Genomic DNA, 16,396 nt, shown 5'->3' with positions numbered 1-16,396 from the left:
CCCCACCGCTTTTGTGCGTTTCAGAGATACCGGCTCTCTATAAGCCCAGGGTATCTATGCGCAGGCTACAGGCTACAGACCGCGAGTGTGCAACTTGCGTGCTGCCTCAGCAATAGAGCCGGAGAGCGAGGGGTAGACCGTGAAGGTATCCGCCAGGTCGTCCACCGCGAGCTTCTTCTCCACCGCCAGAGCAATGGGGTAAATCAGCTCGGAAGCACGCTGACCAACCACCACACCGCCAATGACGGTGCCGGAGTGGCGGCGAGCAAAAATCTTCACGAAGCCGTCGCGCATCGCCATCATCTTCGCGCGCGGGTTGGTGCTCAGTTGCAGGGTCACCGCATCACCACGGTAAGCGCCCTCGGCGAGATCCTTCTCGCTCACACCCACGGTCGCAATCTCCGGGGAGGTGAAGATGTTTGCCGCGACCTTATCGGTACGCAGCGGACGCACCGCATCACCCAGGATGTGCGCCATAGCGATACGACCCTGCATCGCAGCCACGGAAGCCAGCGGGTAAACACCCGTGCAGTCGCCGGCAGCGTAAATGCTGTTCACGCTCGTGCGGGACACACCGTCCACCTTAATGTGACCGCTCGGGGTCTGCTCCACACCGGCTGCTTCCAGGCCCAGATCTTCAGTGTTCGGAATCGAACCAATAGCCACCAGGCAGTGAGTACCGGAAACCTTACGGCCGTCCGACAGGGTCACGATAACGCCGGATCCGTCCTCGGTGCGCTCAACAGCCGAAGCACGCGAGCGCGGCATCACTCGCACGCCGCGACGCTCAAACACGTCCTCCAACACGCGGGCTGCGTCCTCGTCCTCACCGGGAAGCACACGGTCACGCGAAGACACCAGAGTCACCTTCGAACCCAGACCGTTATACGCCGACGCGAACTCCGCACCGGTCACACCCGAACCAATCACAATCAGTTCCTCGGGAACCTCGCAGAGGTTGTACAGCTGAGTCCAGGTCAGGATGCGCTCACCGTCAGGCATGCCGGTCGCCATTTCACGCGGGTGCGTACCCACCGACAGCAACACAAAGTCCGCCTGCAGGGGGTAAACCAGACCCGCCTCGTCAGTCACCTGCACGGTGTGGCGGTCCAGGAGCTTACCGGTACCGTGAATAATCTTCACACCCGCAGAAGCCAGGGCACGCTTAATGTCGGCAGACTGCTGCTGAGCCAGGTCGCGGACTCGGCGGTTCACGCGGTCCATATCAACACGAAGCTGCGGTGCCTTACCCTTCGTATTTTCGATGCCCAGGCTACCCGCCTCGGAGAAGCGGGTCATCATATCCGCCGTAGCAATCAGGGTCTTAGAGGGCACAACGTCAGTCAGAACGGCGGAGCCACCAATGGCATTACGCTCGATCAGAGTCACGTCCGCGTTGGATGCGGCAGCCACCATCGCTGCCTCGTAGCCGCCGGGGCCGCCACCAATAATTACAATTCGCTGAGATGCATAGTTCACCGTTGAAGTCATGCCTTAATTGTGAGCTATGCCGCCTGCGTGGGGCAAACGCACTCGCCGTGCAGATGTGCCATATTGTGGCAATCTGCACGGCGAGCATTTTCTGACGCGGTAGCCCGGTATGACCGGGCGCTCCCCTATTCCTGTTTCCCCTAGTCCTCGAGAGCCTGGGGCTTCTCCGCATAAATCGAGTTAATGAACTTCTCAGCCCACTGCAGCATCGCGCCGTCCACCAGGTCCTTACCGCCGACCGGCATGGTCTTCGGGCGCGGAACCAGCGTCAGCCAGGTATCCATGCCCTTCGGCTGAGCGTGCGTGGAGCCCGGGTACACGCGCTTCAGACGCATCTGGCGAGACTCCGGCAGCGGCGTAGCGGTCACCACGCGAACCTTCGGACCCAGAACCACCAGCTCATGGATACCGGCAGCACGGGCGTGCATACGCACCGTCGCCACGGCAAGCAGGTTCTCTACCGCCTCCGGCAGCTCGCCGTAACGGTCGACCAGTTCTTCGCGAGCCTCCGCAATCTTCTCTTCGGTATCGGCGGCAGCAATCTGGCGGTACGCTTGCAAACGCAGACGCTCCGAATCAATGTAGGTGTGCGGAATATGCGCGTTGACCGGCAGGTCAATCTTCGTCTCGACCTCGCGTTCTTCCTTCTCACCGCGGTAGTTCGCCACCGCCTCGCCCACCAGGCGCAGGTACAGGTCAAAACCAACACCTGCAATATGACCGGACTGTTCGCCGCCGAGCAGGTTACCCGCGCCGCGAATCTCCAGGTCCTTCATGGCCAGCTGCAGACCCGCACCCAGCTCGTTGTGGGTCGCGACAGCCTTCAGACGCTCGTGCGCAATCTCGCCGAGAGTCTTGTCCACCGGGTACAGGAAGTACGCGTAGGCGCGCTCGCGGCCACGACCCACACGCCCGCGCAGCTGGTGCAGCTGGCTCAGACCGTAGTTCTGGGCGTGATCGACAATGAGCGTGTTCGCATTCGAAATATCCAGGCCGGTCTCCACGATGGTCGTGCACACCAGCACGTCAAAGCGGCGCTCCCAGAAGTCCACAATGATCTGCTCCAGACGCGACTCACTCATGCGGCCGTGGGCGGTGGCGATGCGCGCCTCCGGCACGAGCTTGCCAATTTCCGCGGCAACATCGTCGATATCAGCCACTCGGTTGTGCACGAAGAACACCTGGCCCTCACGCATGAGCTCGCGGCGAATCGCGGCCGTAATCTGGCTGTCGGTGCGCGGTCCCACGAAGGTCAGCACGGGGTGGCGTTCCTCCGGCGCGGTCGCCAGGGTGGAGGTCTCGCGAATACCGGTCAGCGACATCTCCAGGGTGCGCGGAATTGGGGTCGCACTCATGGCGAGCACGTCCACGTTGGTGCGCATCTGCTTGAGCTTCTCCTTGTGCTCCACACCAAAGCGCTGTTCCTCGTCAATGATGACCAGGCCCAGGTCCTTGAACACCACGCTGTCCGAGAGGATGCGGTGCGTACCAATCACCACGTCCACCGCGCCGGAGGCGATTTCTTCGGTAATCTGGCGGGTTTCTTTCGCCTTCTGGAAGCGGGAGAGCACGCGAATCTTCACGGGGAAGCCAGAGAAACGCTCGCTGAACGTTTCGTAGTGCTGCTGGGCGAGCAGGGTCGTGGGTACGAGCACGGCAACCTGCTTACCGTCCTGCACCGCCTTGAACGCGGCACGCACGGCGACTTCGGTTTTACCAAAGCCCACGTCGCCGGAGATGAGGCGGTCCATGGGAATTTCCTTCTCCATGTCTTCCTTCACCTCGTGAATGGCAGTGAGCTGGTCGGGAGTCTCGTTGTAGGGGAAGGACTCTTCCAGCTCACGCTGCCAGGGGGTGTCGGGGGCGAAAGCGTGACCGCGCGATGCCTGACGTGCCGAGTAGAGTTTCACCAGGTCGGCGGCGATTTCCTTGACTGCCTTGCGAGCGCGGGACTTGGTCTTAGCCCAGTCACTGCCGCCCATCTTGGACAGGCTCGGGTTCTCGCCGCCCACATAGTTGGAGATGAGGTCCAGCTGATCAGAGGGTACGAAGAGGCGGTCGGGCGCGCCACCGCGCTTGGCGGGGGCGTACTCGATGACCAGGTATTCCTTCATGGGCTGCACGCCGTTGACCGGGGAGGCACCCGCCACCGGGCGGGAGGTCATCTCGACAAAGCGGCCGATGCCGTGGCGTTCGTGGACCACGTAGTCGCCGGGGTTCAGGGCGAGCGGGTCGACGGCATTGCGGCGACGGCGCGTCTTGAATTTCTGCCCGGCGGCGCCTCGGGGTGCGTAGGTGCCGCGGCGTCCGAGTAGCTCGGCTTCGGTGAAGACGGCGAGCTTCGCCTCCTCGATGAGGAAGCCTGCGGAGGCGGGCGCCTCGCACACCTCGACGATGCCGTGGTCGAGGTCACCTGCGGGGTCGGCTTCGAGGCTGGTGCGGCGGGCTGCGGGGACGGCGGATGCCCCTTCCCCGGAGTGGAAGAGGTCGATGAGTCGGTCGGTGGAGCCGCGGCCGTTGGTGAGGGCGAGGACGGTCCACTGCTTCTGGATGAGGTCGCCGACCTGGCTGAGCATGCGTTCGACGGAGCCGTTGAATGCGGTTGCGGGGGCGGCATTGACGGTGTAGGTGTCGATTCCGTCTTCGATGGCATCGGCGATGCTCTGGCTCTGGATTGCCCCGGCAGCATCTTCGAGCAGGTCTGCGTCGGTGACGAGTTCGGTGATTTCCCACCAGCTGAGCTTGGCTTCAAGTGCCTGTGCGGTGGTTTGGTCGATGGTGCGGAAGCCGCTGTCGCTCATGCGTAGCTGGCCCAGGTCGATGGGTGCTACAGCATCGGCTTCTGCGGAGGTATCCCAGGCGGCGGCGAGGAATTCTTCGTTGGTGGCGACGAGGTCTTCGGCGCGGGCGCGCACGCGTTCGGGTTCGACGTTGATGATCATGGACCCTGCCGGCAGCAGCGCGGTGAGGGTGGTCATGGATTCGATGAGTAGCGGGGTGAGCGATTCCATGCCTTCGACGTAGATTCCGCCCGCAATCTTCTCAAGCATGGATGCGGCTACCGGGTAGTCTGCCTTCAGGCGTGCGGCTCGGCTCATCACCTCGGGGGTGATAAGCAGTTCGCGGCAGGGCAGCAGGGTGAGTTCGGTGAGTTCCTCTCCCCCGCTGAGGGTGCGCTGGTCGGCGACGGAGAAGTGGCGCATTTCGTCGAGTTCGTCGCCGAAGAATTCGAGGCGTACGGGGGTGTTTGCGGTGGGCGGGAAAACGTCGATAATGCCGCCGCGCACCGCGTACTCGCCGCGCTTGGCGACGAGGTCTACGCGGGAGTAGGCGGCGTCGTTAAGTCCTCGTACTACGTCTTTGAAGGGGTATTCTTCGCCGCGGACCAGGTGTACGGGTTCGAGCTTTTCGATGCCGGTGACGATGGGCTGGATGACGGCGCGCACGGGTGCGATGACGACCTGGGGGCGGGTGGTGTTCCCGGTGATGGCGCGTAGTACCTGCAGGCGGCGGCCTACGGTGTCGGAGCGCGGTGAGAGGCGTTCGTGCGGCAGGGTTTCCCATGCGGGGAAGAGCGCGATATCGGCGGCGGGCAGGTAGGAGCGCAGCGCTGCGGCGAGGTCTTCTGCCTGGCGGTCGGTGGGGGCGATGATGAGGCTGAGCGCTTCACCGGTGGCACCGCGTACTGCGGTGGAGATGTCTGCGATGAGTGCGGCATGGGTTCCAGCAACTGCGCCGATGAGGGTGCGTGCGCTACGTTCAGCGGGCTGTGCGGAGGCGGCGGTGCGGATTGCCGCCCAACTGCTGAGTTGGTTGAGGGTGTTCAGGAGGGGCTGCAGGGGTGCCTCGAGGGGCTGTGCGGTAGCTTTTCGGGTGGTGCTCACGGGTTCTCCTGAATCTGCGGTCCTCGGGGTTGGCGGGTTTGCCGGTTTTGGCGAGTATGCCAGTAATGTGTGCTGTGTTGGGTACCTGCGTGAGGTAGGGTACCCGAGTGGTTTTGCCTTTATTTCACGGTGCTTTTGTGTGTTTTGGGGGTGTTTTTTTGCGGCTTCTCCATTGTAGGACTTGTCTGCATTTTCTGGCATTTTTCTCCTGCGTTCTTCTGGGGTGGAATATATGTCTTTTTGCACTCGATTGTCGCTTTCATGGGTGATATTTGAGTATGGTTTTCTTCTGTATCTTTTCCTGTGTCACAACGCCCATTACATGGGGCGTAAATCACATACTCACAGGTATCTTTGCACTTTGTGCACCATTATTTTCACAGCTTAATCCTGTACCCTAATCATTAGCACTTATAGAAAAACCAGACGGTATATCCTCTTCCGGATTCTGTTTACCTCTTCCAACCAACCTCAGGTTTTCAGTATTTACTGCGGTTTTTCTAGTGCAATAATTCACCGTATCTTTCGATGTTTCTTCCGGAACGTCGCATCAGAAAGACGCATATGACAACCACATACACGAACAAACCCGCTGAAAAGCACCATGCCCGTTCATGGTCCGCTAAGAAGTGGGCCGCTTTCGCACTCGCTTTTGGTACTGCTTTTACTGCGGCACCGCTTACTCCTACTACCCCCGCCTCGGCTGCGACCGGAACCCATGACGGCTCCAGCAGTGATAAGGCGGCTGCTTCCTGCTATGAGGTCAAGCAGGTTAATCCTTCTGCCTCTTCTGGCACTTACTGGCTGTACACCCCGCAGATGAGCGGCCCGGCGCAGTTCTACTGCGATCAGGAAACTGATGGCGGCGGCTGGGTCATGATTGGCCGCGGTCGTGAGGGTTGGACTGAGTCCTACAATGGCACCGGCGACCCGAACCAATTACACCAGAACCCCACCGGCCCTTCCGCTTTTACTCCGGTCCAGCTTCCCGCAAACACTGTTGATGCGCTGCTGAACGGCATTAAGCCTCAGGATCTTCCCGACGGTATGCGCCTGCACCGTGCCCACAATGCAAGGGGTACCCAGTGGCAGAACGTTTATGTTCAGCGTCCTCAGACTGAGCAGTGGACCTGGGCGATGAGCTACGGTCAGCGTTGGGACACCGTGAAGTTCACCGGAGCCGGCATTAACCGCACCGCTCACATGGGCCGTGCCCCCTCGGAGATGGCTCCGGGTATTACCACCAGCTCGGTGCGTTTCTTCGCTAACCCGAACCAGGGCTACCAGATCGGTTTTGCGTACGGTGCGCTGGTGAACTTTGGTAACGAGAACTCGGATTCGTACATTTACCACAAGCGTGGTTCTGCCGGTTACTCTATCCCCTTCACTCAGGTGTTCCTGCGTCCGAAGCTGACTCAGAATGATCTGCACTTCTCGCAGATTGGTTCTGGCTCTGCCGCTAGTAACCGCCGCGCCCTGCCGAATAGCTACACGATGCCCGTTCGCTGGCGCACCAGTGAGCAGACTGGCACCGGCAAGAAGAACGAGATGAACACCTACGTTCAGGCTATTACTCAGGTGGGAGACACCGTCTTCACCGGCGGCGACTTCAAGTACGTTGAGTCTGCTGGCGGCGAGCGCGTGAACCAGTCGTACCTGGCTGGCTACAACGTGGATTCGGGCGAGCTGGTTCGTTCCTTCCGCCCGACTTTCAACGGTCAGATTAAGGCTCTTGAGGCTCTGCCGAATAACCGTCTGGCGGTTGGTGGCGAGTTCACCGAGGTCAACGGCGAGAAGGTCAACCACTTTGTGATTCTGGATGCGACCACCGGTCAGATTGACCGCACCTGGGATGTTCAGGTTCAGCGCCGTAACGGTGCTGCGGCTCAGGTGAAGACTCTGCTGGTTCAGGATGGTTACCTGTACATTGGTGGTAACTTCACCCACGTGAAGGGCAATACTTCTAAGGCGTACGCTTACTCGCGTGGTGCCGCTCGTATTAAGCTTTCGAACGGTGCGGTGGACTGGAACTGGCGCCCGAACTTCAACGGTACGGTCAACGGTATTACCGCTGCATCCGATAACTCTACTGTTCACGCTGCGGGTTACTTCACTGAGCTGAATAACCAGCGTGCCTTCCGTCTGGCTGCGCTGAACGGTTCTAACGCTTCGAACATTAAGTGGGAGTGGGAGCCGTCGCTGAAGCTGAACATTACTGACCGCATTGTGTACGCGTTCCAGTTCGATGTTCAGGATGCTGGTTCGACCGTGTGGACTGGCGGCGCTGACCACCTGATTGCGAACTACTCGAAGAACGGTTACGGCCGTATTTCTTCGTCTATCTCTAAGTACGGTGGCGACTGGCAGGATCTGCACCTGAGCGGTAACACCATTTACGGTGCGTGCCACTGTGGTGACGTTCTCTTTGAGGGTTCGACCGGCTACCACACCTACTGGAAGGAATCGAAGGCGGTTCACCGTATGCGCCTGGTCGCTGCGTTCGATAAGGATAGCGGCGAGGTCATTGGCGAGTTCAGCCCGGTTCTGAAGGGTGCTAGCGGCTACGGTGTTTGGGAGTCCTTCATGGATTCTCGTGGCAACCTGTGGGTTGGCGGCGACATCAACCGTTCGCTGGGTGCTAATGGTGAGCAGCGCACTGTCGGTTTCGCTCGCTTTGCGGCTCGCGACGTCACTCCCCCGTCAACTCCGTCGAACCTGTCGATTCAGCGTGATGGTTCGACCGATAAGCTGTCTTGGTCTGGCGTTCGTGAGAGCGGCGCTCGCTACCAGGTGCTGCGTGATGACCGTGTGATTGCTACGGTATCCGGTACCAGCTACGAGGTTGAGCACACCGATGGTGCACGCTACTACGTGCGTTCCATTGATGCATCTGAGAATTTCTCGGCTTCTACGGGAGCCGCTCAGGCTTAGGTCAGGTTACTGATCTAGTTTCTTTGAGCCGCCGCCTGGTTCGGGCTCTGCAGGGTTTGCGGGGTCTGGGTCAGGCGGTGGCGCACCCGGGGTGTATTCCCCCCCCCCTTAGTTTTGGTTTGGCCCAGCTTTGCCCGGTTTGCTATCGCTTTGCCTCTGTGGCGGCTATGATGGGTTGGGATTCATTGCGTCGGATGGGTTGCTTCCATCCTTCCGATGATGGGCTGAATCCTGGTCTGTGGTGTTTCTTCGCTGTTAGTACGGTCGGGGAGGCTTCACAGATTTTTAGCGTTCCGCTTCTTGTGATGCGTTGCCGTTGTTGGCTTCGCGCGTGAGATGGTGGGGCGTATTCATTCAATTTCCGATAACTACACTCACTGATTCCGGCTACAGACTCGCTGTTAGTGCTTTTCATACTGCTTCCTTCCCCCGATACCTGGTTACTATGCTGTGCCTTGTGTTGGGTGGGTGGTACTGTGTGATTTGCGTTTTCTGCCGTATGCCGGTTGAGGTCTCTAGGAGAGACATAATGAATTTTCTTCCGTTCGCGAGTGGAGGGCGTTCGCAGGGCGCTGCTTCTTCCGCTTCTGAGGGTTCTCGCGTAGCTTCTCGTGCTGGTTCCCGTGCTTTGGGTGCGGCAGTTGCTTCTTTTGCGATGGTTGCGGCTTCTTTGGGCCCGATTGCTTCGGGTGCGCAGGCCGCTGATGCACGTTACTATAACGGTTCGTCGAGCGAGCGAGCCGCAGCCAGCTGTTGGGAGGTTAAGCAGAATAATCCGCAGGCTAAGAGTGGTGCGTACTGGCTGTACACCCCGCAGATGAGCGCTCCTGAGCAGTTTTATTGTGATCAGGAAACTGATGGCGGCGGCTGGGTCATGATTGGTCGAGGTCGCGAGAGCTGGACCGAGAACTATAACGGTCGTGGCGATACCAAGCAGCTGCATCAGAACCCCACTGGTTTTGACGCGGTGCAGTTGCCGGGTCAGACGGTGAACGCGCTACTGAACGGTACCCGTCCGCAGGATTTGCCCGATGGTGTGCGTTTCCACCGCGCCATGAACGTGAACGGTACCGCATGGCAGGATTTTAAGGCTACGCGTGCCGCGAGCACCGAGTGGTCTTGGACCCTTCGCTCAACGATGTACTGGTCGAACATTTCGATTACTCATCCGCGACAGTACCGTGGCTACAACTACTACAGCCAGGAGAAGACGGCGGGCAATATCTTCCGTTACGGCTATTCGGATGATTTCCGTTCCCTGCACTTCGTGGAGAAGCCGTCACAAGGTTATAAGCTGGGCTTTACCTACGGCCCGAACGCTAGGATTACGGGTTGGTTCCAGAATTACCTGTTGAACAGGGCCTCTTCCTACATCTACCGCCCGGCGAATGATTCAACCACCCCTTTGGTGTTCACTCAGATGTTCTTGCGCCCGAAGGTGACTCAGAACGATTTGGCGGCTAAGGGCCTGCACGCTTACGGTCAGCAGGGTGCTCCGGCAAGTAACCGCCGCGCACTACCCAATAGCTACTCTGAGAAGTGGAAGTGGCGTACGAGTACTGACACCGGTACCGGCAAGAAGGGTGAGATGAACACCCAGGTTGAGGCGATTACCGAGGTTGGTGGCGCCGTCTTTACCGGTGGCGATTTCGCGTACGTTGAGTCGGCGAGTGGCGAGAAGGTTGAGCAGGCTTTCTTGGCTGGCTACGAGGTGGGTACCGGCGAGCTGCGCCGCTCCTTCCGCCCGAAGATTAACGGTCAGGTGAAGTCGGTTGAGGCTCTGCCGAACGGCCTGCTTGCCGTGGGTGGTTCCTTCGATCAGGTGAATGGCGAGTACTACAACGGTTTCGTGATTCTGGATCCGAAGACCGGTCAGGTGGCTAAGGATTGGGATATTCACGTTCAGAGCCGCATCTCTTCCCTGCCGGTGCAGGTGAAGACCCTGCACGTTCGCGACGGGTACCTGTACCTCGGTGGCTCCTTCACGCACGTGAAGGGTAACACCTCCCCCACGTACGCGTACTCGAGGAACCTGGCTCGCATTAAGTTGAGCAATGGTGAGGTGGACTGGAACTGGCGTCCGGTCTTCAACGGCACGGTTAACGGTGTGAACGCTTCCGAGGGAAATAGCCACGTGTACGTGGCCGGCTACTTCACTCAGCTCAATGGTGGTGAGGCATTCCGTATCGCCAATATCAAAGATCCCCGCCAGAGCGGCGGCGATTGGGCTCATGAGCCTTCGTACGTTCCTTCCAGCGCTCAGACCTGGGATTTGAAGAACGAGCGTAAGATGTGGGGCTTCCAGTTCGATGTTCAGGATGCTGGCTCTTCCGTCTGGCTGGGTGGCACCGAGCATATGATTAGCCGCTACGATAAGTCGACCATGCGCCGCACCTACAGCGCGATTACTCGCGAGGGTGGCGATTTCCAGGATCTGCATCTGAATGGCAATACCATTTACGGTGCGTGCCACTGTGGTGACTTCATCTACCAGGGCGCAACCAAGGTTGATTCGGAGTGGGTGAACGCTACGGATGCCCAGACGATTCGTTTGGTTGCAGCGTTCGATAAGGATACCGGCCAGGTGCTGCCGGAGTGGGCCCCGATTATGAACGGCGCCTACGGCTACGGCGTGTGGGAGTCCTTCGTGGATTCGACCGGCACTCTGTGGGTTGGTGGCGATATCCGTAAGTCGCTGGGTGCTAACGGTGTCCAGCCGACCATTGGTTTCGCGCGTTATGCACCTCGCGATGTGGCGCCTCCGGCTACCCCGAGCAATCTGAAGGTCACGAAGAACGGTTCGAAGGATCAGCTGACTTGGTCGGGTATTTCCGAACGTAATGTGAAGTACCAGGTTCTGCGCGATGATCGTCCTATTGCAACGGTAACGGGTACGAGCTATTCGGTGGATCACCGCGATGACGCCCGCTATTATGTACGCGCGGTAGATAACTCGGATAACTATTCGGCAAGTACCGAGGCTGTCCAGGCGGCATAACCCCTCATCAGGGCGACATGCGCTTTTATGACAAATAATTTTAGTGATGTTCGCCCTATTGTCCCGGGTTGGTTCATAACCAGCCCGGGACTTTTTTGCACATTGTGAATCTATTTCATTCATTTACATGAAGGTTTTTTCATCCAGAGATATATATTTACCTTCCATTCAAGCCAAAATAGAGCATTATTTAGGGCTTATTCTCATCATTTATAAAAACGTTATTTTTGCAAGTCTAAGTATTCTCCCAGCTTTGCGTGCTAGCCTTTAGGTGCTTTGCCATCGCGCAAGGTATTATCTTCCGGAATATAGTCGATCTCACTCCAACCACTAAAGAGGCTTCCTATGTCAGCATTCTTCAAGCAGCCCTCCCGGTCTCGCCTTCTGGGCACCCTGGGCACCCTTGCAGTATCTGCTCTGGTTCTGAGCGCTTGCGCTACTGAAAACCCGAGCTCCGATAGCTCTTCTTCTGCTTCTGCGTCCGCCAGCGTTTCCGCTTCTGCACACGCTTCTTCCGGTCAGTCGTCGAGCACTTCTCCCCAGGTCTCTGAGCAGGGCACTGCTTCTGCGTCCGTTGAGGCTTCGGGCGATGCATCCCCCAAGGCGGATGCTGAGGCTACTTCTTCCGATGGCCAGAAGCTTGAAGAGATTTACACCGGTTCGGAGGAAATGAAGAATGCTTCTTCCGTACCCGTTGACACTGAAGAAGTGAAGAAGACCACCGAACTAGTCAATTCTTTTGAAAACATTCTGACCAAGATTAAGGCAGCTCCTTCTGCCGCTCCGTCCCCGGAGCACACCGCTGATCCGACCAGCGACGAAGAAGCTGAGCAGCAGAATGTTGAGCAGGCTCGTGCTGTCCTCGATGATGAGACGATTCGTTCCATCGAGGCTGTCGCCGTGGATTCTGCTGCCGCTGAGTTTGCTGTGCAGGCTTCCGAATATGCACTGGCAGGCTGGCATTATGAAGGTTCTTCCACTGTGGTGGGCACCCCCCGTATGACTGCAACTCAGTACAAGGGTCAGCCCGCGCGCATGCTGGAAGTATGCATGGATTCTTCCTCTGTGAAGATCTACGATGAGAATAATCAGCCTGTAAAGGATGATAATTCTCCCAAGCGTTCACTCAATATCTACACCCTCGTTCAGGTCGATGGTCAGTGGAAGATTGCAACCCACGACTTCCCGAACAATCCTGACTGTTAAGGGTTTTAATTAAGATGCCGGTTTCCAACGATAATTCGCTGGAAACCGCGCATTATCGTCCATCGCGCATTAATGTTGATGCGCATTCGATAACATTTCTTGGCATTCATTTGGAGATATTATGAAAGCCCACCTTGGCATGACGGGCTCAGGCTTTTCTCGTTCTGCTATAACCCGCTCAACTCTTTGCTTGAGCATTGCTACGGCTTTGGCTTTGCCCGTAGCTATCCCCGCTATTACGCCGAGTACCGCGGTCGAGCAGACTGCGGAAAAAAGGGACTCTGCTTTCTACAATGGCACGACCTCCGAGCGTGCTGCCGCCAGCTGTTGGGAAGCCAAGCAGGCTAACCCCGAGGCAAAGAGCGGCGCATACTGGCTGTACACTCCCGCGATGAGCCAGCCGGCCCAGTTCTATTGCGATCAGGAAACTGATGGCGGAGGCTGGGTCAAGATCGGTGAGGGTCGTGACGGCTGGACCGAAAACTACGAGGGCCAGGGCGATACCTCCCAGCTCTACAGCGATGCTGCCCCCGCATCGTCCGGCTTGACTCTCGAGCAGGGCAAGCCCCTGAGCTCCCTGCCCGCCGCAAAGACCCCGATTCAGCTTTCGGGCACCACTATTTCTCAGCTGCTCAACGGCGTTCGCCCCGATCAGCTGCCCGATGGTTACCGTTTCCGTCGCGCTGTAAACACTTCTGGCACTAAGTGGCAGGAGGCGACGGTAGACCGCCGCCAGACCTCCGAGTGGACCTGGGCTCTGCGTTCGAACGCTGTCTGGGCTAACGCGGTTATCACGAACCCTAGCGAATTCTCTTCCTACGATGAAAATGGCCGCAAGGACTGGCCTGACGGCGAGTGGCAGGACCATATGCTGGGCGGCCAGAACTACGGCTTCAGGACGATGCTCTTTGAGGAAATGGCCTCGCAGGATTACCGTATGGGCTTCCGTTACGGTGCGAACGCCCCCATTTCCCAGGATGGCTCTGAGCCGGCGATCACCGATGCGCAGAACTCCTATATTTACGGTAAGGAAAGCAACGGTGAAACCTCCTTCGGTTACACCCAGATGTTCCTGCGTCCGAAGCTGACTCAGAACGATTTGCACCTGGGCGCTATCCCGGATTCCGGTACTCAGGCGAGTGCTCGTCGTGCCCTGCCCAGTAGCCGTTCGGCGGATTGGCGTTGGCGCACCAGCACCAAGACCTTCACCGGTGAGACCAACGAGATGAACACCTACGTTGAGGCAATCACCGAGGTCGATCACGGCAACGGCACCTCCAGCGTGTTCATTGGTGGCGACTTCATGTACCTTGAGTCCTCCACCGGCGAGCATGTTAACCAGTCTAATATTGCTGCCTTTGACCCGGAGACCGGCGATTTGCGCCGCGATTTCAAGCTGACTGTTAACGGTCAGGTTAAGTCTGTTGAGGCACTGCCGAATAACCGTTTGGCGGTTGGCGGTACCTTTACCAAGGTTAACGGTGAGGAGCGTAAGAGCTTCGTCGTTGTTGACGCCACGACCGGTGAAGTTGCCCCGGAATGGTCCCAGGTTAAAGTCGAAGATCGTATTTTGACCGAGCCAATGACGGTAAAGACCATCCACCGTCAGGGTGACTACGTGTATATTGGCGGCACCTTTACCCACGTTCATGAAAGTGAAAAGGCGGGTGTTGCATATTCGCGCAATATTGCCCGTTTTAAGCTGGGTCAGCCTTCTGACGGCGTGCCCGGTATCGTGAGTGTGGATCGCAACTGGCGTCAGGTGTTCAATGGCACCGTCAACGGTATTAGTGCTTCCGCTGATAACTCTCATGTTTACGTAGTCGGTTACTTCACGTGGCTTAACGGCGGTCTTGCCTACCGTGTGGCTGATATTACTCAGAACCTGCAGAAGGGTAGCCCGTGGGTGTACCAGCACTCTGAGATTCCTGCCGGTGCTAATGTCTCTGACCTGCGTAACGAAACCAAGATTTGGGGTTTCCAGTTCGACGTTCAGGATGCCGGCACCGGCGTCTGGGTGGGCGGTACTGAGCACCTCATTTCTCGTTATGACAAGGCAACTCTGACCCCCACCTACACCGCAATTACCCGTGACGGTGGCGACTTCCAGGATCTGCATCTGCACGGCAACACCATTTACGGTGCCTGCCACTGCGGTGACTTCCTCTACCAGGATTCGCGTAACAAGCGGACCCCCGTGGGCGGTTCGAGCGTGATTCATTCAGTCAAGCTGGTCGCTGCATTCGATAAGGACAGCGGTAAGATGCTGCCGGAGTTCTCCCCCGCGATTAAGGGTGACCACGGTTTCGGTATCTGGGAGTCTTTCGTGGATTCGAAGGGTACCCTGTGGGTTGGTGGCGATATTCACCGTTCTCTGGGTGTTCACGGTACTCAGGACACCGTCGGTTTTGCGCGCTTTGAGGCTCGCGATGTGACGCCTCCGGAGACCCCGCAGAACTTGAAGGTGGAGCTGAAGGACGATAAGGACGTTCTGACCTGGGATTCTGTACAGGATACCGGTAGCGTCCGCTACCAGATTCTGCGTGATGACCGCGTCATTGCTAGCACTTCGGATACGAAGTTCGAGATTGACCACACCGATAATGCACGCTACTTTGTGCGTGCGGTGGACAGCTCGGATAACTACTCTGCCTCTACTCCGGTTCAGGTAGCTCCGGTTCGTCCGACTCCTACCCCCACGGAGACTGAGACTCCTACCGCTACTGTTGATCCCACCGCCTCGGCAACTCCGAGCGTGGAGGTAACGACCGAGGCGCCGAAGCCCGCTGATCCTAAGGAAGAGACTCCTAAGGAAGAAAATCCGAAGGACGAAACCGCTAAGGACCAGATCGTTCTGCCCTACGCGTCCGATTGGAAGTACATGGTCTCCAATCAGGCTCCCAACCGTAAGCATGCGTGGAAGTACAACTTCCACTTCACCTTGGAAGATATCGCGCAGGAAGCATGGCAGACCGGCAAGACCCCGATCGGTGTGGGCAACGGCAACCTCAACACCCGCGCTAATGCACCTCTGCTGCGTACCCGCAACAACATCTACGCGTACACTACTATCCAGCTCACTCGTGAGCAGGCGAGCCGCGACCTGGTACTGACCACCTACGCGGATGACGCGATTGCGGTCGGTGTCAATGGTGAAGAGGTTGGACGCTCCAACTTCGATATCAGGGGCAAGCTGTGGAATAGCGCGGCGGCTTCCAGCTCGGTAGATACTGCTGAGGCTCAGAAGACTCCGGTGACCTTCACGGTTCCGGCTTCTCAGCTGAAGGCTGGCGAGAACCTCATCGCGGTTGAGGTTCACCCGGCGTTCGCTCGACGCAACACTCTGCCGAACGTGAGCTTCGATTTGCAGGCTACCTCCAAGGCACCGGTTGCTGAGCAGCCTGCTGAGAAGGAAGCAGACAAGGATGCGGAGGCTCCCGTGGCAAACGAGGCTGAGCAGCCCGCGGTCGATAACGCGAACAACGCGGCAGCCGACCAGGGTGAGCGACGCATCGTCAATAACGGAGTTGGAACCCGCGTTCCGGTGCAGTATCGAAGGAACTAATACCTTCTAGATAATCTCAGCTAAATGGGGTTTGATTTTCTGAATGGTTCAGGAAATCAAACCCCATTTGCGTGTGCCACCCGCTTTTCTGCGTTTTTTGCATCATTTATTCCTGTTATTTGTGTTTCTGTTATGTGCGTCTCTGCGCAATGTTCAGATATGAATTCTAAAACCATAATTCGCAGGAAGAAAGCATTGATACCCCCGGTTAGCTAGGCCCCTAACCACCTTTCAGGGACCCGCCAATCTGCACTAAAGCGCATTGTCAGCGGCTTTTTACGACACAATTGTTGACCCTGACCACACGCGCCCTGTCGCACT

Annotated in this window: 6 protein-coding genes; 4 read left to right on the top strand and 2 right to left on the bottom strand. The window is 57.9% G+C overall.

The annotated features are described in order from the left end of the window. Positions 1-72 precede the first annotated feature (72 nt). Positions 73-1,491 carry an NAD(P)H-quinone dehydrogenase gene (locus AB8E48_RS07185; RefSeq protein WP_049355047.1) on the bottom strand — a complete coding sequence of 473 codons (1,419 nt, stop codon included), beginning with the start codon at positions 1,489-1,491 and terminating at the stop codon, positions 73-75. Between the two features lie 140 nt (positions 1,492-1,631). Further along, positions 1,632-5,375, bottom strand: coding sequence for a transcription-repair coupling factor (mfd, locus tag AB8E48_RS07180; protein ID WP_368886248.1), 3,744 nt, complete (start codon positions 5,373-5,375; stop codon positions 1,632-1,634). A gap of 564 nt (positions 5,376-5,939) precedes the next feature. Here mfd and AB8E48_RS07175 point away from each other — a divergent pair. The 4 genes from AB8E48_RS07175 (at position 5,940) to AB8E48_RS07160 (ending at position 16,075) form a co-directional block, all read left to right on the top strand. Continuing rightward, positions 5,940-8,306, top strand: coding sequence for a fibrinogen-like YCDxxxxGGGW domain-containing protein (locus AB8E48_RS07175; RefSeq protein ID WP_368886247.1), 2,367 nt, complete (start codon positions 5,940-5,942; stop codon positions 8,304-8,306). 529 nt (positions 8,307-8,835) lie between these two features. Then, positions 8,836-11,304, top strand: coding sequence for a fibrinogen-like YCDxxxxGGGW domain-containing protein (locus AB8E48_RS07170; RefSeq protein ID WP_368886246.1), 2,469 nt, complete (start codon positions 8,836-8,838; stop codon positions 11,302-11,304). Positions 11,305-11,649: 345 nt separating this feature from the next. After that, positions 11,650-12,510, top strand: a complete 861-nt coding sequence (locus AB8E48_RS07165; RefSeq protein ID WP_368886245.1) for a hypothetical protein — start codon at positions 11,650-11,652, stop codon at positions 12,508-12,510. A 208-nt stretch (positions 12,511-12,718) separates the two neighbouring features. Further along, entirely contained in the window at positions 12,719-16,075 is a 3,357-nt protein-coding gene (locus AB8E48_RS07160; RefSeq protein ID WP_368886244.1) for a fibrinogen-like YCDxxxxGGGW domain-containing protein, read from the top strand. The last annotated feature ends 321 nt before the right edge of the window (positions 16,076-16,396 follow it).

This window comes from Rothia mucilaginosa, assembly GCF_964211445.1.
Lineage (GTDB): Bacteria > Actinomycetota > Actinomycetes > Actinomycetales > Micrococcaceae > Rothia > Rothia mucilaginosa_E.
This window is presented reverse-complemented; position numbering and strand designations above follow the sequence as displayed.